The organism is Roseobacter fucihabitans, from assembly GCF_014337925.2.
In the GTDB taxonomy this organism is placed as follows: domain Bacteria; phylum Pseudomonadota; class Alphaproteobacteria; order Rhodobacterales; family Rhodobacteraceae; genus Roseobacter; species Roseobacter fucihabitans.
The window spans coordinates 36,927-55,209 of the sequence record NZ_CP143425.1 but is presented as its reverse complement, the minus strand read 5'-3'; the positions used below and the strand labels follow the sequence as shown (position 1 = coordinate 55,209).

The 18,283-nt window shown below is 55.2% G+C and carries 22 protein-coding genes; 12 read left to right on the top strand and 10 right to left on the bottom strand.

All coding sequences use genetic code 11. The features are described 5' to 3' along the window. Window positions 1-131 precede the first annotated feature (131 nt). Entirely contained in the window at window positions 132-599 is a 468-nt protein-coding gene (locus ROLI_RS22965) for a GNAT family N-acetyltransferase (RefSeq protein WP_187430193.1), read from the top strand. Window positions 600-870: 271 nt separating this feature from the next. Here the strand turns inward: ROLI_RS22965 and ROLI_RS22960 are convergent, their stop codons facing one another. The 4 genes from ROLI_RS22960 to ROLI_RS22945 all read right to left on the bottom strand — a co-directional run bounded on the left by ROLI_RS22960 (window position 871) and on the right by ROLI_RS22945 (window position 3,503). Then, window positions 871-1,176: an AzlD domain-containing protein gene (locus ROLI_RS22960; protein WP_187430194.1), complete on the bottom strand. Its 306-nt coding sequence runs from the start codon at window positions 1,174-1,176 to the stop codon at window positions 871-873. Beyond that, window positions 1,166-1,819: an AzlC family ABC transporter permease gene (locus ROLI_RS22955; protein ID WP_187430195.1), complete on the bottom strand. Its 654-nt coding sequence runs from the start codon at window positions 1,817-1,819 to the stop codon at window positions 1,166-1,168. Before ROLI_RS22955 ends, ROLI_RS22960 begins: the two co-directional genes overlap by 11 nt. Window positions 1,820-1,899: 80 nt before the next feature. Continuing rightward, on the bottom strand, window positions 1,900-2,412 hold the full coding sequence (locus tag ROLI_RS22950) for a GNAT family N-acetyltransferase (protein ID WP_187430196.1): 513 nt from the start codon (window positions 2,410-2,412) through the stop codon (window positions 1,900-1,902). Then, window positions 2,409-3,503 (bottom strand): permease, encoded by a 1,095-nt coding sequence (locus tag ROLI_RS22945; RefSeq protein ID WP_187430197.1) that lies wholly within the window; start codon window positions 3,501-3,503, stop codon window positions 2,409-2,411. Before ROLI_RS22945 ends, ROLI_RS22950 begins: the two co-directional genes overlap by 4 nt. 201 nt (window positions 3,504-3,704) lie before the next feature. Between ROLI_RS22945 and ROLI_RS22940 the strand changes: the two genes are divergently transcribed. Next, window positions 3,705-4,583, top strand: coding sequence for a LysR substrate-binding domain-containing protein (locus ROLI_RS22940; RefSeq protein ID WP_222869519.1), 879 nt, complete (start codon window positions 3,705-3,707; stop codon window positions 4,581-4,583). 38 nt (window positions 4,584-4,621) lie between these two features. On the opposite strand, the gene ROLI_RS22935 is transcribed toward ROLI_RS22940, so the two are convergent. From ROLI_RS22935 to ROLI_RS22910, 6 genes are all read right to left on the bottom strand, one after another. Beyond that, window positions 4,622-5,098 carry a GNAT family N-acetyltransferase gene (locus ROLI_RS22935; protein ID WP_187430214.1) on the bottom strand — a complete coding sequence of 159 codons (477 nt, stop codon included), beginning with the start codon at window positions 5,096-5,098 and terminating at the stop codon, window positions 4,622-4,624. Then, complete coding sequence (locus tag ROLI_RS22930; RefSeq protein WP_187430199.1) at window positions 5,098-5,916, bottom strand: LysE family translocator; 819 nt, start codon at window positions 5,914-5,916, stop codon at window positions 5,098-5,100. Before ROLI_RS22930 ends, ROLI_RS22935 begins: the two co-directional genes overlap by 1 nt. Before the next feature lie 3 nt (window positions 5,917-5,919). Then, window positions 5,920-6,816 carry a DMT family transporter gene (locus ROLI_RS22925; RefSeq protein ID WP_187430200.1) on the bottom strand — a complete coding sequence of 299 codons (897 nt, stop codon included), beginning with the start codon at window positions 6,814-6,816 and terminating at the stop codon, window positions 5,920-5,922. Between the two features lie 101 nt (window positions 6,817-6,917). Continuing rightward, window positions 6,918-7,466: a YbhB/YbcL family Raf kinase inhibitor-like protein gene (locus ROLI_RS22920; RefSeq protein ID WP_187430201.1), complete on the bottom strand. Its 549-nt coding sequence runs from the start codon at window positions 7,464-7,466 to the stop codon at window positions 6,918-6,920. Between the two features lie 85 nt (window positions 7,467-7,551). Further along, window positions 7,552-8,361, bottom strand: coding sequence for a helix-turn-helix transcriptional regulator (locus tag ROLI_RS22915; RefSeq protein WP_187430202.1), 810 nt, complete (start codon window positions 8,359-8,361; stop codon window positions 7,552-7,554). 477 nt (window positions 8,362-8,838) lie between these two features. Next, the gene (locus ROLI_RS22910; protein ID WP_187430203.1) at window positions 8,839-9,126 is read right to left on the bottom strand and encodes a hypothetical protein; all 288 of its coding nucleotides are present in this window, start codon (window positions 9,124-9,126) and stop codon (window positions 8,839-8,841) included. Between the two features lie 178 nt (window positions 9,127-9,304). On the opposite strand from ROLI_RS22910, the gene ROLI_RS22905 reads away from it, so the two are divergent. The 10 genes from ROLI_RS22905 to ROLI_RS22860 all read left to right on the top strand — a co-directional run bounded on the left by ROLI_RS22905 (window position 9,305) and on the right by ROLI_RS22860 (window position 18,200). Further along, window positions 9,305-9,661, top strand: coding sequence for a hypothetical protein (locus ROLI_RS22905; RefSeq protein ID WP_187430215.1), 357 nt, complete (start codon window positions 9,305-9,307; stop codon window positions 9,659-9,661). 43 nt (window positions 9,662-9,704) lie between these two features. Beyond that, window positions 9,705-10,349 carry a lytic transglycosylase domain-containing protein gene (locus ROLI_RS22900; protein WP_025051202.1) on the top strand — a complete coding sequence of 215 codons (645 nt, stop codon included), beginning with the start codon at window positions 9,705-9,707 and terminating at the stop codon, window positions 10,347-10,349. Beyond that, window positions 10,346-10,630 (top strand): TrbC/VirB2 family protein, encoded by a 285-nt coding sequence (locus ROLI_RS22895; RefSeq protein ID WP_025051201.1) that lies wholly within the window; start codon window positions 10,346-10,348, stop codon window positions 10,628-10,630. Before ROLI_RS22900 ends, ROLI_RS22895 begins: the two co-directional genes overlap by 4 nt. A gap of 11 nt (window positions 10,631-10,641) precedes the next feature. Then, window positions 10,642-10,920, top strand: coding sequence for a type IV secretion system protein VirB3 (locus tag ROLI_RS22890; protein ID WP_187430204.1), 279 nt, complete (start codon window positions 10,642-10,644; stop codon window positions 10,918-10,920). Beyond that, window positions 10,910-13,270 carry a type IV secretion system protein B4 gene (locus ROLI_RS22885; RefSeq protein WP_187430216.1) on the top strand — a complete coding sequence of 787 codons (2,361 nt, stop codon included), beginning with the start codon at window positions 10,910-10,912 and terminating at the stop codon, window positions 13,268-13,270. The genes ROLI_RS22890 and ROLI_RS22885 overlap by 11 nt, the downstream gene beginning before the upstream one ends. A gap of 225 nt (window positions 13,271-13,495) precedes the next feature. Continuing rightward, on the top strand, window positions 13,496-14,590 hold the full coding sequence (locus ROLI_RS22880) for a lytic transglycosylase domain-containing protein (RefSeq protein WP_316247448.1): 1,095 nt from the start codon (window positions 13,496-13,498) through the stop codon (window positions 14,588-14,590). A gap of 98 nt (window positions 14,591-14,688) precedes the next feature. Then, a complete protein-coding gene (locus tag ROLI_RS22875) occupies window positions 14,689-15,435 on the top strand; it encodes a type IV secretion system protein (protein ID WP_262386519.1) in 747 nt (248 codons plus the stop codon). A gap of 17 nt (window positions 15,436-15,452) precedes the next feature. Continuing rightward, window positions 15,453-16,106, top strand: a complete 654-nt coding sequence (locus ROLI_RS22870; protein WP_187430207.1) for a virB8 family protein — start codon at window positions 15,453-15,455, stop codon at window positions 16,104-16,106. A 1-nt stretch (window position 16,107) separates the two neighbouring features. After that, window positions 16,108-16,806 carry a TrbG/VirB9 family P-type conjugative transfer protein gene (locus ROLI_RS22865; protein WP_187430208.1) on the top strand — a complete coding sequence of 233 codons (699 nt, stop codon included), beginning with the start codon at window positions 16,108-16,110 and terminating at the stop codon, window positions 16,804-16,806. Further along, on the top strand, window positions 16,803-18,200 hold the full coding sequence (locus ROLI_RS22860; RefSeq protein WP_187430209.1) for a TrbI/VirB10 family protein: 1,398 nt from the start codon (window positions 16,803-16,805) through the stop codon (window positions 18,198-18,200). Before ROLI_RS22865 ends, ROLI_RS22860 begins: the two co-directional genes overlap by 4 nt. Window positions 18,201-18,283 lie beyond the last annotated feature (83 nt).

The following is an 18,283-nucleotide window of genomic DNA, read 5'->3' as shown; positions in this document are numbered from 1 at the left end:
GGACCAAGCCTTGGATAAATCTCTGAAGTAATTGGATTTACCTTATCGAAACCCGCGTGCACAATGTAAGTTGAACCCTTTAACCTTCCGAAGGGCCACGGCACGCAACCAACAAGACTTTGGGGTCCGACATGGCGCAAAAAAATGTGGAGATACGACATTCCGACGCCCAATCGCCTCAGTCGGTGATGCTGTTTTCCGCTGCGTACGAAGCCATGCAATCCCTCTACCCCAACACCCAAAAAGCCGCGTTTTCGATGGAGCCATTGCGAGCCATTGGCGTCAAAATCCTTTTGGCTTTTTGCGATGAAAGTCCTGCAGGATGCTGCGCCGTGTTTGAGCAAAAAGGTTACTCCGAGGTGAAACGACTTTTTGTCTTTCCGGAAATGCGCGGCTTCGGAATTGCAGAAGGCCTGCTTGAGGAGGTTGAAGCCGTTGCTCGACGCAGTCACAGTAAGAAAGTCATGCTTGAAAGTGGAACTCAATTGCTGGCCGCCCACCGACTGTATCTGCGACGAGGCTATGAGAGACGCGCAGCCTTCGATGGGCATGAAGATCTTCCAGAAAGCCTGTTTTTCGAGAAAAGACTTGATCCTTAGCTCAAACCTGCCCGGCATTGCCGTGTCTATGTTGATTGGTCGAAGCATCTTAGAATTCCGACATGACACTGTCGCGCTCCGTTCTTTTGTCCTAATTTCGAGTCAGCAAGGCTTATGCTAATTCGCAGGACGTCTCACACAAAATGAGAAAAGCCTGACCTCCGCATGCCATGGAGTCATGCAAGACTGTCTCCCTTTACGTTACTTTTTCGAAGCAACCGCGCCCTATGATGATTTCATCCCTGCATTCAAGAGTGACAATCTGGCATTCTTACACGTTGAAGTATGACCAGCCAGCCGCCATGCAAATCCCAGCCATAATTGCCCAGATCGCGCTTTGGCTGCGCAACATTACAACAGCACATATCGCAACCGCTGCCGCCTCCCGTAAACCGGCTTGGGCGATAAGGGAGGCGACCAGAGCTGCAACGACGGACACTGCCATCGAGTCTAGAAACCGTTCGATCCTGTCAGTAATTGCAACCCGGCTCATCAATACCGGCCCAGCTATCCGACTGAAGAACGTAACGAAAGCGACAACCAATATGGCCATCCACGGTGTCAGATCATAACCCACGAACAAACCCCACCGCACCGCCTACGAGCGCCGCTGCGATGATGTTCCATCCCGCCGGTAGCCAACCCAAAGTCAACACACTCACACATGCAGCGATGCCCGCCGGTAGGATAGAGGACCACTGTCTCAGTCTTTGCGTCATTACCGTTGCAAAGAAACATACCATCACAACGTCGAACCCAAAGGATTGTAGTGACCCTGCGTAGGTGCCTGCATAGGTGCCGATGCCCGTTCCCAAGATCCAATTCAGCCACAAGATCAATCCACCACCTAGGAGGATACCGACGTCTCTTTCACCCGATTGCAATGCCCGTTGACTGTCGGTGAAATTTGGGTCGCTAAGCAACCCAAGTGCCAAACATCTCTTAAACAAGGGCAAGTGGTTCAGCCAGGGAGAGAGAGCAGCGCCAGTGATCACATGGCGACCATTGATGGCAAAAATCACCAAAGCTATGGAGAACAGATTTGACGGATGCGGCCAGAAATCAAGCGATGCAAACTGGGCAGCGCCTGAGAAAACTGCCGCACTCATTACAAGTGCCTGTGGACCGGTCAGCCCTTGTTCAATCGCGGCAACTCCAAAGCCAATACCAAATGGAATGACAAAAAGGGACAAAGGCGCGAGTCGCTTGACGCCAGACAAAACCCCTATCCACGTCAGCGTGACGCCGTCGGCAGGGTGGGGTGTGTCTGGCAGCTTCGATCTTACCATAAATTAGCTGTCTATTTACCAATCAGAACGCTGCGACGTTCCATCATGACAACATCACGCCAACGACCGGCGTGTGGTCCATAGGTCATCCGCCCTAGCCTGGACCGGACCCCAAGGCGCTTAAAACCACAAGCCTCGTGTAAGGACAGGCTTGCCTTGTTTTCGGGAAATATTTGCGCGACCAGCGTCCAATAGCCCTGCTCCTCAGCTCTTGAAACGAGTGCTAATAGCAATTCCCGGCCCAAACCCTTCCCTTGCTTCTCTCTCGATACATAAATTGAGACCTCGCCTACCCCTTTATAGACATCGCGGGCGGAAGTCGGGCTGACCCCAGCCCACCCCGCGACATGTCCACCATCCATTGCCAAAAGAGAAATCCCGCGTCCCGTCTCGTAGGCTTTTTCAAAACTACTCCAATCATGGGGCTTCTCTCGAAACGTGGCATGACCCGTTGCTAGACCTTCAGCGTCTATCCGGGTGATTGAAGGGGCATCACCCTCGTTTGCGCCGCGCAGCTCTGTCATGCCCAAAGCGCCACGACAGCCAGCAGGAGGGCCAAACCGACGCAGGCTTGCAAAACCGCTCCACCGGTCAGAATTCGGATTGCACGCGCCTCGCTTGTTTCATGTTCAAGGGCATCGCGCCGGACCAGCCAATAGTAGCTGTCATTGGGCAGGATGGCGATGAAGGAACCAAGGCAAATGGCAAACACAGCTGCAACGGGTTCCGCACCGCTCGCGACTACGATAGGGGCGGCCACAGGGGCGACTGCTGCAAAAGTGGCCATCGACGATCCTTGAGCGAGCTTAAAGATCACCGTCAAAGCAAATAGTGCCAGCAGGGTTACAAGCCCGCTTCCATTTGGCACAAGGCGATCCAGAGGGACCAACATGGTCAATACCCCACCAAAGGCGCTTGCTGCGCCGATCACCAGCAAGAGAGACCCAGTGCGCCGCACGGCGCTGTCCAAACATTCGCGCCTTGCAGTTACGGGTGTTTGCAACAGCGCCAGGATCGCGGCGCATAGCAGCGCGCCTTTCGGCATCAGGAGAAAGTCGATGATACCGTTGCCAGTCTGCCCAACCACACCTCCAACAAGCAACAATGCGGCCATCACCGAAAATGGGGCGAAAGTCAGGAAAAGCCCCGCCTTCTTTTGCTCAGTCGCTGCCACAAAGCCGCTTTCCGCCGGTTTGTAGGCAAATCGCGCCCAGATGACACCAGCCATCCATACCGGCACCGTCAGCATCACCCCAGCTAAGAGCAGTGTGATTGGCGGCACCGCTTCTGTCACTGCCGCGCCCAATCCGGCGGCGACAATTAGCGGCCCCGCCGGGTAGAGCAGTTTGAACCCTGCATATGCCCCAAAGGCTAGTTCTAGCTTGTAGCGCCCTGCCGCGGGTGAAAGTGCTGCATATGCTGTATCAGGACAAATCATCCCTGCCCCTGCAACGGGCGATGCAAATGCCGTTGCGCGTCCCGCGGCTTCGGAGGCGACGTTCTGCCGGGACAATGCGGCAGCCAGCGTAAATGACGGCAAAAGGATCAGTGCAAACTCACCCAATGCGCGTCCAAAACCCACATTGTAGGCGGCGACCAAGTCGGCCGACGCCATGCCGCTGCCCAATCCGAGTATCAACGTCAGTACGACCATCCAAACAACGAGTGGGAGGTCGGGGACCCAATGAGAACGACTGGAGGTTTCGGCGTGTGTAGTTGCAGCATCAGTCATTGGTCAGCGAACCTTTCAAAAGTATCCGCAGTCATGGTAGTAGATCGAAAGTCTATGACAAAATGAGAAGAATCCGACCCTATCATGCGTATAAGTCATGCACGGCCTTCACTGCGTTCTTTGCAGGTTTTTGAATCTGCCGCCCGATGTGGCGGCTTCACCGCAGCAGGTGCGGAATTGGGAATTACGCAAAGCGGCGTGTCACGACAGGTCGCCGACCTGGAAGCGATCTTGGGTGTTTCGCTCTTTGTTCGAAACGGCGCAAGGCTCAGGGTGACGCCTGCAGGACAGCGGCTGGCAAACCAGCTTGCTGAAGCCTTCTCAGCCACCTGGACAGCAGTTAGCGAAGCTGCTCATTCAGATCATGTGGTAACCTTGTCTATGTTACCATCGGTTGCCGCACGCTGGCTCGCTCCACGTCTTGAACGGTTCATGACAGCCCATCCAGAAATTGACTTGCGCATCACCGCATCTCGGCATTTGGTCGATTTCGCGGTCGAAGGTGTTGACGCTGCAATTCGTTACTGCCCTGCGCCTCCGTCGAACCTCGATGCGGTCAAACTAGCGGATGAGACAATCAGCCCAGTCTGTACAGCAGAATATGCTCATAAACACGGCATAAGCCATCCAGATGATTTGTCGCGCGCGACTTTGCTTCATGGGGATCTGCCGGAAAACTGGGAGGCATGGTTTCGAGAGGCCGATTGCGCCATCCCGCCTCAGGCGGGACCGCGATTGGGAGATGACACCGCAATTCTACAGGCGGTTCTAAACCACCAGGGTGTGGCCCTGGGGCGGTCCTTGCTTGTTGCAGATGAAATTGCCAATAGCCGCCTGATCATGCCTTTCGACGTGACTTTGAAGGCAAGCTATGGGTACTGGTTTGTGCGCCCAAAAGAAACGCCAAACGTCGCGCTGACTGCCGTGCAGAACTGGGTTGGCGAGGCGTTTGGAGAAGCATGATGACCCCACATCATGCCAACCATTGGTTCATAAAGCGCTTAGTCAACATTCATTCTATAGACGACGAAATTGGTATCCCTGCCGACTTGATCATAGAGGCGCCGCGCCACGGTGTTTTCTGCCTGCGTATGCCAGTATACATCACCGACCCGCCTGAATCGGCATAATTGTGCAACGCCATCGATCAAAGCGCGCGCAACGCCCAAGCCGCGGGCATCCGGCACAGTAAAGAGGTCCTGCATGTAGCACGTCTTTTGCAACTGAATCAGGTTGTCATGAAAGGCGACATGGGCAAGGCCCACCAGTTTCCCGCCCACCGACGCAACCAACCCGTCTATCGAACTTTCAGGGTCCAGAATGCGTTTCCAGGTCGCATCGATCACGTCCTGCGGCAGCGCGGTATCACCCTTCCGGCCATAAAAGGCGTTGTATTGCGCCCAAAGGTCCATCCACGCACCTTTATCAGCGGAAACAGGTCGAGCAACGTCGACAGTTTTAGGGGTGGCTTTCGACATCATAGTCCTTTCATGTCACTTATGCCGCTCAATATCAGTGAAACGCCAATCACCCCGAATACGCCAGCAAACACCACCTCGGTAACGCACCAAATCCTTTGATTGGCAGCAACAGCGGCTCGCATTGAAAACAAGATGCCATAGAAACCATAGACCATGAAAGCCGCGATCGAGAAAACCGGGCTTAACCCTGCCACCTGCCAGGCGGTCAGACCGGATCCAAACAAAAACGTTGCTATAGCTGCCCACATCAGCGCGGCGGCGGGGTTGGTCAGGACAACCAACGCGCCATGCCGAAAGCAAACCCATGCCTTCGCACCGTGATGGAAATGATCAAACGCCACCTGTTCTTGACGTAGTACAGCCCGAAGACTCTTAAGCGTCAGCCATAAGAAGTAGCTCCCCCCGAGCACTTTCATGGTGCCCAGCAACACTGGGGCAGTCTGCAAAAGCACACCAAAACCGCAGGCGACCAATATCGTCCACATGAACACACCTGCTGAAATGCCCGCTGCTACGTGCAGGGCCGCAAGGCGGCCTCTGTTCAGCGCAGCAGATGCAACTGCAGCAAGGCTCGGACCGGGCATGGCGAGGGTTACAACGACGCTTGCAAGCGCGAGGATGACAACTTCAAACGGATCAGCAGGGTCAAGCATCACGTGCCGCTTGCCGCAAAGGTGGGCATGATTTGAGCGCAGGATCGTCTCAATAAACCGCGCATCACGATTATTGGCGAGAAAAACACCGACGTGATGACGATGATCTGGCGAAACCCTAGATCCTGATCGACGTTTCTGAATTGGCAGCTCACGTTTCAAGGATCAGTCGATTAAGATCAAACAGAAAATGCTGCCCACGATCAGTAAGCAACCGATAAGCTCTGGCCGGTTAATCGCTTCTTTGAAGACTAAAACGCTCGATCCAAAGGCAAACAACATCTCAACCTGCGCAACCACCTTCACCAGAGCCGCTTCTTTCAAGGTAAACGCCGCAAACCAGCACAGCGTGGCAGTCGCGCCCACAAAGCCGACCATCAAAGAGGTCTTCCACGCAGCGATCACATGGATGATCTCTTTGCGGTTCATAAAGAGCAGCATCAGAATGGTCTGAAAGACAATTCCGACGAAGAGCGTTGTGGCGGCCTGAATGACAAAATCCTCGGATCCCACACTGCGCGCGGCTGTTTGAAAGCCAATCGCCGCGAGGGCGAACAAGGTACCAGAACCCAAACCAATCAGTGCGGTCTTGCCAGCATCGGAAGACATAAGTTGTTGGCGAGAGATCCCAGTACGCGCAACGGAAATCAAAGCCAAGCCAACAACCGCCATGAGTATCGCGAGCATCGACGACAGGCTGAACTGAACGCCGAATAACACGAAGGCAAACAGGGCCGTTTGGACAGGTTCGGTGCGTGCATAGGCATTGCCGACAGCAAAATTACGCAAGGAAAAGAGATGTATCAAAAGGAAAGTGGCCAAGATCTGTGAAATCGCAGCGATCACCACCCAAACCGCAAATCTGCTGTTCAAGTGAGGCAGGCCCGCATCAAATCCCCAAATCAACAACACCCAATAGAGGGCTGCAAATGGCACGCCAAATCCAAAGCGTACAAAGGTAGCTCCGGTTGTTCCCATCACGCCTTTGAGATGTTTCTGAAGCGTGGATCTCAAATTTTGAAGGAACGCGGCCGTAATGGTGATGGGGATCCAAAGTTCCATAGTGTCGCAGATGTCTCACTAAAAGGATGAGTGGCAACGGCACCGATAGCCGATTGGACGAAGCGCGATCCGAAATGCCGAACGCAATCGGTCGAAGGTTGTTACCGAGAGAAAACCGCCGTCAGGACGGCAGTATCAAGTGTGTTTGCCCGGGTCAAAAAACCAACCAAAGCCGCACTGGCGTTTTCATCAAGGTCAAGTTTTTCAACACCAAGCGCATGTACCCGGAACTGGTAGCGGTGCACGGCCCCCTCTGGCGGACATGCGCCACCGAAACCTGCCGTTCCAAAATCTGTTCGACTTTGAATTGTGCCATCGGGCATCCCACCGTCTTCGGTTCCAGCGCCTTGTTTCAATGATGTCACCTCTGCGGGGATGTTGAATGCGACCCAATGCCACCAGCCTGAGCCTGTTGGCGCATCAGGATCGTACAGGGTCACGACATAGCTTTGTGTCCCTTCTGGTGCGCCGCGCCACTCCAGCGCTGGGGACATATTGCCGCCGTCACACCCAAAGCCCTGCAAAACAAACTGCTTATCCAGTTGCTGGCCTTCCGCAATATCAGGGCTATTGAGTTCAAAAGAGCCTTCCGCATGTGCTGGCACGCAAAGCATTGCAAAAAGCGCTGCACCCAAAAAACTTGTCTTCATCGCTATGTCTCCGAAACAACGTCTGTAGATCAGTTAGAGACAAAGCGTTGCGAAAGGTATTGCGCGAGGCGGTCAATTTTTTACGCTATGCGCTCAATTTTCCCGAGCGTACCAGCAGGTTTCTGGGAGAAACTGCAAAGCGCGCTTTGAAGGCTTCATTGAACCGAGATTGAGAACTAAAGCCACTTGCGAATGCGATCTCTGACAAGGAACGATCTGTGGTTTGAATGAGCATTAGCGCTTTTGATAACCGTGCATCACGGAGCTCCTGGGAGAAGCGTGTATTCTCTTTGCTCAGCTTCCGTCTCAGGGTCGACTCGCTCAATCCAAGCGCCTGCGCTGCGTCCTCAGACCTCCATGCCCTTTCAAGATCAGCCTCAAGCAAGTCTCGTAGTCGGGCAGTCACGGCAGAGGGTGATGTCGGTTCAAGAGCTACTCCCGCCTCTTGCATCCAGATGGTCAACTCTTTGAACCGGTGCAGGAGGATACGGTCCGATACGGTACCGTTAGTCAGGACGCCGACCAGTCTGGAGAAAGCGTAGCTGAATTCCTCATGCATTGCCCCAGCTCTGGATTTGCACGACAGATCATCGACTTGCGCGTCTTTCCGACAGTTAAGCATGGCCGCTTCGTTGATCACGAAACCCTCAGCCCGGTAAAGCCCCTCATCGTCCACAAGGTTCGACACAGTTAACCGCTCTCCACGGCGTAAATATGCAAACTCCCCCGACCTAACCCGAGTCTTCTCTCCGGCTTCGTCAATGATGACCTTTTCGCCGGAACAAATCCTGAGCAGCAGAAAATGCGAGGTATGGAGCTGCCGAAACGTTGCACTGCTAGACTGCTGCACCTCGAGGTATTTGATCTGAGCTTTGGTTTGCGTTGGATTCGTCATGAAATGTTTTGTCGTTGTCCCAAGTCACTTTGGCAAGTCAGCAGTCTAAGTCACGGGGGCTTGTGGTTCTTGGAAGAGAGTCTTTCGGTGTGCGACTTCTACCTTGGTTGCTGCGTGCGGTGGGCGCAACGATATCCTGCGGACACTCCCGCGATCGAGCCACATGAGCTCAAGAAGATGGCGAACCTTACAGTTACCCTGACTGCGCTCCAAGAGCGCGCTTCTGTAAAACACGCGATGACGAAGGAGGGTTTACCGGGAAGTGCATTTGTCGGCGTGCATACCGAAGATGCAGTGCCTCGCGTTCTTGAAGCTGCAGGCAAAGGAATGCCTTAGAGATTGAAACTACGGTGTTGATTGCCGTAACTTGCGTAAGCGGTCATACGTTCACTGTGGCCCCCATCCCTCAAAAGGGGAAAAGTCTTCTAGAACGATGTTTTGCTGTATGGAACCGTGAGTAGGTGATCGAGGCAATCTCTATTCGCCTGTAATCTGCAAGAACCGTCCATATTCTTCACTTACCTCGCGCGCCTCCTCGAAGGCCCGCGCTCTCTCTTCTTCAAGGCACCTAAAGTAACTCTGGATGTCCGCGATGTACGTTTCGAAATCGCGACCGATCAAATCGCGGTATTCCTGAACGTCTTGGGGATCAGTCGGAACAAAAGGTCTCTCCGGCGCGTAGCAGGTTTGCCCATATGCCTGCCCCGCGAGCAAAATCAACAAAAGTACAGGGTTAAGAATGTAGCGCTTCGTCCGGTTGAGCATGTTCAACGTCCTTCAATGCTTGAGAAATCCTTGGCTGCGTGCGTAATACTGTGCGCGGGTTAAAGCACATTCGAGGTACAACGCCGTATCTTGCGCACATAACCGTATTATTGTAACTATGGTGCATCGAAGCAATAGCCTCGGTGCGCCCAAAGACAGAAAGAGCGCAGCCGTGGACATGGATCTAGAAAAAGAAGCGCCAAATGTGGTTACAGAAGCCGGTTTCCGCGACCTCATCGAGTCCGGATATCACGTCGAAGTCGTTTGCAAAGAAGATGCATACCGAAAGAATTCGGTATGGCATGGCATCTGGATACTCCGCGCCGTTAACGATGACGGCGTCGAGAAACAGCTTGTCACTGCGCGTGCCCGCACCGGCGGCGACTACATTAAGGTCAGAAAGTTCAAGACTGTCACCGGGCTTGTCTCTTTCCTCATCGACCTCGGCTTCTCCGTTATCGCGTTCCCAGTTTATGAAGGTCAGCGTTGGACCTTTACGCTATCTCAAGAGGAAGACGGCGACAGCAACGGCTAGCGCCTTCCTACTGCTGATTGCGCCTCACACCGCAACAGCACAAATGATCTTCACGATGGAATCCGATGGCTCTCTTGTGCCATCGCAATCTCAAGACCGTTTCGCAAGAAATTACAATGACGGTATTGGGCAAGGTGACGCAAACGCGCCCTTGAGCATCTTTGGCGACGGCGAAGCTGCTGAGACTGAAGGTGACGCATCTACAACCGAAGACGGCTCATTCCGCGTCGCTGCTGTTGCGCCCCGTGTCGCCGTTCCCCGCCCCGATATCCTCGCTGCAATAGATGACACCGCCTTGCGGTATGGAAGCCACCGAGGCTTGCGCGCCGCCGGTCTCACGGTGACTGAATGGCGGTTGCTGTTCCGCTCAAACATCGAAATCGAAAGCGCCTACAATGTGAGCGCCCGGTCGCATGTCGGCGCGATTGGCCTTGGTCAGCTCATGCCGGGAACCGCCGAAGACCTTGGCGTCGATCCCTTTGACTGGCGGGCAAATCTTGACGGCTCCGCGCGATACCTGGTCGCACAGCTTGAGACCTTCGGTGACGCGCGGCTCGCTCTGGCCGCCTACAACGCCGGTCCCGATGCCGTCAGGCAATACCGGGGCATCCCCCCTTACCGTGAAACGCAAAGCCACGTTCAGCGGGTGCTGGCCGTGTTCAACAGGCTAGAAGGAGAAAACTCATGAGGCCGCTACCACTACTGATGACCGTCTTGACGGTCTTCGTCGTCATGGCCGAACCGGCTATGGCGCAATCTATCGACCTGTCGCCTATCCAAAACCTCTTGCAGGGCATCGTTGATGCCCTGACCGGCCCGCTTGGTGTCGTGATTGCCACGCTGGCCGTCATCGGCGTCTTTCTGAGCTGGTTCTTCAACATCATCGACCTGCGCCAAGCCCTATGGGTTCTGGTTGGTATTGCGGGTGTCGCCGCAGCGCCGACGATCGTTGCAGCAGTATTTGCTTAAGGGGGTGTAGCGTGGCTGAAAGATCACCTTTGTTCCTAGGCCTCGTCCGCCCTCCAAAGCTGTTTGGTTTGCCGATCATGTATGCCGTTGTCTGGCTGTTCGGCTCCGTGCTGCTGTTTGTGTGGATACAGAGCTTCCTGGTGCTTGGCATAGCGGCAATTCTGTATCCGGTGCTTTGGAAGGCGGCGGATTGGGACCCTCGGTTCATCGACGTTGCGATGACCAGCCTTCAGGAAACGCCCCCTACCAGAAACAGGAAAATCCATGGCGGAGATAGCTATGCCCCGTGATGGTTTGGATGAGCGCACGCTGATGCCCAAGTGGTTTCAGCACGAAAAGCAACTGGCGCACATGCTTCCCTATGTGAGCCTCGTTGATAATCGGACCGTGCGCACACGGGTTAACGAGTTGTTCCAGTGCATCCGCATCACCGGAATCAACAGCTACACGACCGATGACGACTATCTCGATGGCATTCGAGCGAGCTTCGCCCGGATCGTTGCCCAGCTTGGCGAAGAATTCAGCTACTACGTCCACAAGGTCTCAAAAGGGATCAGTGTCGATGTTGAGCCCATCGAAGGCGATACATTCGCCGCGATAGTCGACAAACAATGGCGCGGCAAATTGTCAAATGGAGGATTGCGCGACAAGACACTGACGCTGACGATCATCCATCGCCCGCCGTCTAAGAGCTTCTTGAAGTTCATGCGGCGGCCATCGCCAGAACGCTTGCGGGAAGAAACCGCCAAGCGGATGCGTCGTCTCAATGAAGCGGTTGGCATTTACATGTCTGGCTTAGCACACCTTAAACCCTCTGTGTTGTCGGCTGAGAAAGGCGAATTGGTTGGGTTCCTCGGTGCCTTGAATACAGGTCAGGAACTCCCGCTCCATCACACGTCGAAATTCGGCTTTTTGGCGTCTTCTGCCTCCAACACACGGGCCACATTCTTCGGTGATCATTTTGAGTTAAGCGAAGGTGTTGCGGGCCGACGCTTTGGCAAAAGCTACAGCATCAAGGACTATTCTGAGCAGACCAACTGCATCATGTTCGACCAGCTCAATCTGCCGGTCGATATGATCGTCACGCACTCGTTCACGCCGGTGAACACCAACATGACTATTTCGCGGATCAAACGGCAGGTGAAGCAAATGCAAGCGGCCGATGACGCCGCAGTGTCTCTACGCGAGAGCCTTCTCTTTCTCGCTGATGATCTGGAAGCGAAACGCGCCAGCATGGGCGATCATCATATGGTGGTGACGGTCTTCGCTGAAACCCGTGAGGAACTGGAAACACTCGGCGCGGAAATCGTGAATGCGGCCGCATCCGAAGGCGTCACAATGGTGAGTGATCGCTTTGGCGCGAATACGCATTATTTCAGTCAGCACCCTGGCAACCAACCCAAACGGCTGCGCGCCAGCACCGTGACGAACCGCAACTTTGCCGACTTTGCTGCGTTCCACCGGACACAGCTCGGCAAGGCAGGTCGCGAAGTGCCTTGGGGCAAGGTTATCTCGATCTTCCCGACGCCAGAAAAGAGCGCCTATCGCTTCTCCTACCACGAGGCCGGTTCGCCAGAGAAAGAGCCCACCAGCGGTCACACCTTGATCATGGGTCGTCCCGGCTCGGGTAAGTCGGTCATCTCTGCGTTCCTCATGACACAGGCTGTCCGTGCTGATGCGCGTGTGTTTGTCTTTGACTACCGGCAGGGCATGGAAATGGCCGTGCGGGCCAATGAGGGCCGCTACACCACGATCCAAGGGGGTATGCCGACAGGTCTCAATCCGCTTTGGACCGAAGTGGACAAACGCGGCGTCGCGTGGCTGGCAGACTGGTTCGGCTCCCTGCTCTACCGCGAAGACAAGCCGCTGACGCCTGCCCAGACCAATCGTATCATGGAATGCGTTCGTCAGAATGCGCAGGCAACAGACCCAGGCTTGCGCGATTGGCAGAACTTCGCGTCCCTTTTCATGTCGATGGACGATGACGGCGATCTGAACCAGCGGGTTCTCGAATGGGCGGAAAAAGGCCGCTTCGGCTGGATTTTCGGCCATAGCCTCGAAGATACCTTCTCGCTGGATGGCAGTTTGGTGGGCTTCGATCTGACCGGAATCCTCGACAGTGAAAGCGAAAAGGAACGGATGGCCGTTCTCAGCTATTTGTTCCGCCGTATCGAACGGAAGATCGAAGATCGCCGCCCCACAATCATCATCATTGATGAGGCATGGAAGGCGCTCGACAACGAGTATTTCGCAGAGCGGCTTTCGCAATGGCTGGTGACAGCGCGGAAGCAAAACACTGTGGCCGTGATGATGACGCAATATGCCAGCCAGCTTGAAAGGACCCGCACCGGCAAGACCATCGTTGAGGCGGTACCGACGCAGGTTCTTCTTCCGAACATTCGGGCCAATGCATCGGACTATCAGATGCTCAATCTCTACCAGAAAGAGCTGGATACGCTTCTCAGCACCGGAACGAATTCACGCTTGGCTCTCATTCGAGATGACCAAGGCTCAGTCGTGGTGGACGCAGACCTTGGCGCTCTTGGCGACAACCTGACCATCCTCGGTGGGATGGAAGCAGGTGAAAAACTCGTCGGCTCCGATTACCGGGATCGGCCAGACTTTTGGAGGCTCAAATAATGCGCAAACTTACCTGTTTCCTGGCGCTGTGTCTGATCGCAGGTTGCTCGAACTATCAAGAGCCACAAGCCAACTGCTTCAGCTTCGTGTCACGCGGTCCTGCACCAATGGACTGCAATTTTGAGGCACTGGACGCCCCTGATTTGGAATATATTGCCAATGAATAGGCTCACCTTCGCAGCGGTATTATTGATCGGGGTATCCACCGGCGCGCTCGCCCAGGGCGTGCCGGTTGTGGACTCCGGGCTAACGGCGCGTGACCTGATTGAAACGGCGGACCGGGAGGCAGACCTTGCGGTCCAAGGTGACACGCTCGCGGTCGAAGAGGCGATAACGGAAATTGAGCGGGAACAGCTTGCTGTTCTCGATGCAATTCTTGACGCGCAGACCAGCTTTGAAGCTGGCGGCGTTGCGATATCGGGCATGGTCTCTGACCTTGAAGGTGGCAGCGGGAATGCTGACAGGTCTGTAGAGGCGGTCTACGGGACCGCTGACCTCGACCCTAACCCTGCTGGCGACCAGATGTTCGGCGACGCAGCCGAAAACATTGAACAGCTCATCATCCGGGTAGCGCAGGAAACCCATGGTCATCCTGGCGTCTCAGCGGCGGGTCTTTCGGTCGTGCAGTGGCGCGCCCTGATCCAAGCCCTCATCTGGCAGGAAAGTCGGTTTGTCATCCGCGCCGAAAGCCCTGTCGGGGCTTACGGTCTCACGCAGATTATGCCGGGGACGGCGGGCGATTTGGGCATCTTTCCTGAGTATCGCACAATCCCTTACCTGCAGGTTGAAGGTGGCGCACGTTATCTCGCGCAACAGCTCAATCGCTTTGATGGAAACATCATCTTCGCGCTTGCGGCATACAACGCGGGACCAGGACGCGTGATCGAGTACGGCGGCGTGCCGCCTTTCCAGGAGACGCAGCATTACGTCACGGTCATTCCGCAGAAATACAACGAGTATCTGGCGCGGATCGGCGGGATTGAAGCACTTGGCACTATCGACCCTGCCCTACTGGCAAACTCGAACCTCTCGATGATGGGTTCAGGGGCTGCGTTCTATGGCAGCAATTCCCCGACCGCGATCCGCCAAGCGGCACTTCGCGTGCGGGATATCGTAACACGCATCGGCTCCACCACCGATGTGCAAGAGTCCATGGCATTGAACACCTATGCCCGGGCTGAACTCGTCCGCCTCATTGCAGCAATGACAAGACTGCAAGCCGCGCGGACCCAACCCCTTAGTGCTGAGCAACTGCGACTGGCTGCTGCCCGGATGCAAGAACAAGAATTCATGAACTTCACCATAGAGGACTTAGATTAATGCGCACTTCAACGCTTCTCACCAACTTCGTCCGCAAGACCCTTCGGACTTCCGCAGTCGCATTGCTTCTGCCGCTCGGCGTAGCTGCCCCCGTCACCATGATTGCATCCCCTGCCCTCGCGCAGGGTGTGCCTGTGGTGGACACGCAAAACATTGCACAGAACATCCAGCAACTTCGCCAGATGATCGAAGACGAGCTTCTGCAGAACGAACAGCTTGTGCAGCTTCGTGAACAGCTCACCACCCTGACTGATCAACTGGCACAGCTTCAGGAAACCTATGCAGCTCTGACCCGGCTTGCCGAGTTGCCTGAAATCATCGGCACTGAAATGGAAGACGAACTCAACGGGATCCTTGATCAAGAGTTTGGCGATATCCAATCCACCATCGCGGCGATCCGCAATGGCGACTTCTCAGGTCTCAGCGGATCAGGCGCGAGCGAAATTGAAACCCAGATGGACCGCGTTCTCGCGGACCTGGGCTTTGATGAGGACACGCTTAGCGAAATGGCTTCCAGCGGCAACGCGGGCGCGGAACGAATTGCGACACAAGCCACCACTGGTGCCCTCGTCTCGGCGGCTGCGCAAAACAGCTACGACGATGCAGGCCAGTCACTTGAGCGTGTGGACCGCCTTGTCAGCCTGATTGATGACATGGACGAACTCAAAGAGAGCGTCGATTTGAACACACGCGTGACGGCTGAATTGGCCATTGCACTCGTTGCCATGTGGCAACTGGAAGCCGTTCAGACCGTCAGTGACGGCACCGGCGGTGTCATCGACGCAGCCACCATCGCCGAAGAACAGAACTTCATGGAGTTCACCATTCCTGACCTCGGCGACTAACACTAGAGGTAGCGATTTTGGACGATGAGAAAGAAATCATTGAGGAAGAACTGGTTTACGGCGCATTGCGCCGCGAACGGTTGTGGCAAAAGCTCGGTCTAACCGGGCTGGCATTTGGTGTGCTCGGTTGCCTGGGTGCCGTGGCAGTTGCCATCCTCGATGTAGACCCGCCCCCCGTGGTCGTGCCCTACGATCCTGAGACGGGATTTGCATTGCCTGAAGTCTCTGTTGACGCAAGCACTGTCACTGCCAATCAGGCGGTGATTGAGGCGGAAATCTTCCGCTATGTAACAGATCGCGAGGTCTACAACCAGCTAGACAACGATGTGCGTATCAACAGCGTTTTGCAGCGTTCCGATGGACGTGCGGAGGCCTCCGTGCGTGCCCAATGGAACAGCGCAAACCCGCAATATCCCCCAACGGTCTACGGCAGCAATTCCACTCTGGATGTTGAAATCCTGAGTGTGAACCTGATCGGAGAGAACCGCGCGACCGTCCGGTTACGCAAGCGGCTCACCTCCATTCAAGGCGTTCAAGGCGGCCTGTTCACGGCGACGTTGCTCTTCGAGTTCCGGCCCGAAGAAGCGCGGACGATTGATCAGGTCTGGACGAACCCCTTTGGCTTCACCGTGATCGAATACTCGATCCGTTCAGACAGATTGGAGAATTAAGATGCGTCGATTTGGACTTGCATTGCTATGTCTGTTTGTTGTGGCTTCCACGGCATTTGCAGAGAACACGCCTCGGCGCGGCCCGAATGACAGCCGGGTCCGTATTGCCACCTATGTCGATCAACAGGTTTATCGCCTGAATGTGTCGCTCACCCACGTGACAACTGTGGAATTCGGCGAAGGCGAAACGATCCGCTCGATTCTGGCCGGTGATACTGAAGGCTTCGAACTGGACGGCGTGCCCGGTGGGCAAGCCTTCGCGATTAAACCTCTTGCGCGTGGGGTTCATACCAACGTCACGGTCTACACCAATCGGCGCAGTTACTATTTCAACGTACAGGAAGTGTCTTCGCCAACCTTCTACGTGGTGCAATTCCGTTATCCTGAAGACGAACGCCGCCCTGCAAACGCAATTGCTTCGCAAGCTCCAAACTACAACTACGGGGCCAACTCGCGCACGGAAATCACACCCACGCGCGTCTGGGATGACGGAACATTTACGTACTTTCAGTTTGATCGAAACGCGCCAATCCCGGCGATATTCCGTTACTCAAACGGGCGTGAGCGGACAGTCAACACGCAGCAAACCGAACCGGGGGTGATCCGGGTTTCAGGCGTCAACGCTCAATGGGTGCTGCGGCTCGGTGATGAAATCGTCTGCATCGAAGAAAACACTCCGACGACAGGGGGCACGTCATGACCGATGATCCAAATCAAGCAGACGTAAGTGAACGTCTCGCACGTCTCGAAGCTGGCAATGGCGGTGGCCCGGTGACGGCCACCCGCCGCTCTCCGCTCATGGCACTTCTTGTCGTGGCACTAATCGGTCTGGCCGGGGCTATTTTCTACCTTCTCAATCAGCCGGAAGAGGAAGTTGTCTTACCAACGGCAACGCCCGACGAATTCCAACCGGAAGGTGATGGGTTTGGAACAATCGAACCGTTTGTTCCACCCGAGCCGGAAACGCGCATTGTCGAGGCCGAACCTGCACCTGTAGAGCCAAGCGCCGAATTGCTGGCGCAGATCGCGGCGCTCCAAGCGCAGATAGAAGCTATCCAAAATGCACCCGAACCCGTGGTTGAAGACGACACGTCGGCGGCTGAGGCAATGAATGCGCTGACAGACCAGCTTGCTCAACTGCAAGCGGCCTCGGAAGCTGCACAACAACAATTTGCTGACGAATTGGCGGCGCGGGATCGTCAGCTTCAGGAACTTCGCATGGACCTTGATCTGGCGCGTCTGGAAGCCCAAGCACCCTCCCCTGCCCCGGCTGGCCCGACTGAACAAGAATTGCGCTTGCGGGAAGAAGAACGCCTGCGTCGCGAGGAAGAAGCGCGGCGGCTCGCTGAATTGCAGCAACGGGCCGAACAAGAGCGTGCGTTCCAAGAGCGTCGTATCCAATCCCCCACAATCGCCTTTGGCGGTACCACGGGTGGCCTCGGTGGAGATGGCGCAGAACTCGCTGAACGCACCTTTGGTGATGTAACCGATTTCGTGCTGAATGGCGCTCTGCCGTCTACCGTCACGCAATCTGAGGTCATCGCGAACCCTGCGAATACGGTTATTCAAGGGACCGTCATCCAAGCGGCCCTTGAAACCGCCATTTCAAGCGAGTTGGCGGGTCAGGTGCGTGCAATCACGTCTGAAAACGTCTACAGCTTTGACGGCACGCGGCTGCTGATCCCTGCCGGGTCGAGGCTTATTGGCCGTTATCGTTCTGGCGTGGAAATCGCGCAAAGCCGCATCACGGTCGCGTGGGACCGGATCATCTTACCGACCAACCAGACCGTGCAAATCAGTTCATTTGGTGCTGACGAACTCGGCCGATCTGGAACCACGGGCTTTGTGGACACGCGCTTTGCAGAGCGCTTCGGTTCTGCTGCACTCATCTCTCTCATTTCCGCTGCGCCAAGCGTCGCGGCAAATCAAACTGAGGATGAGATTGCAGAAGATGTCCTTGAAGACATTGGCGATGATTTGGCCGACGCTACGGACAGCGTCGTAGGCGAATACCTTTCGATCGGACCAGTGATCTATGTCGATCAAGGCGCTCGGATCACTGTCATGGTGGACCGGGACTTGGAGATTTTCTGAACCAATGTCCCTTAGCTACCTCCAATCCTCCATAGACCGGCTTGATGATGCCAAACGCGATGATGTCATTGAAATATGCATCA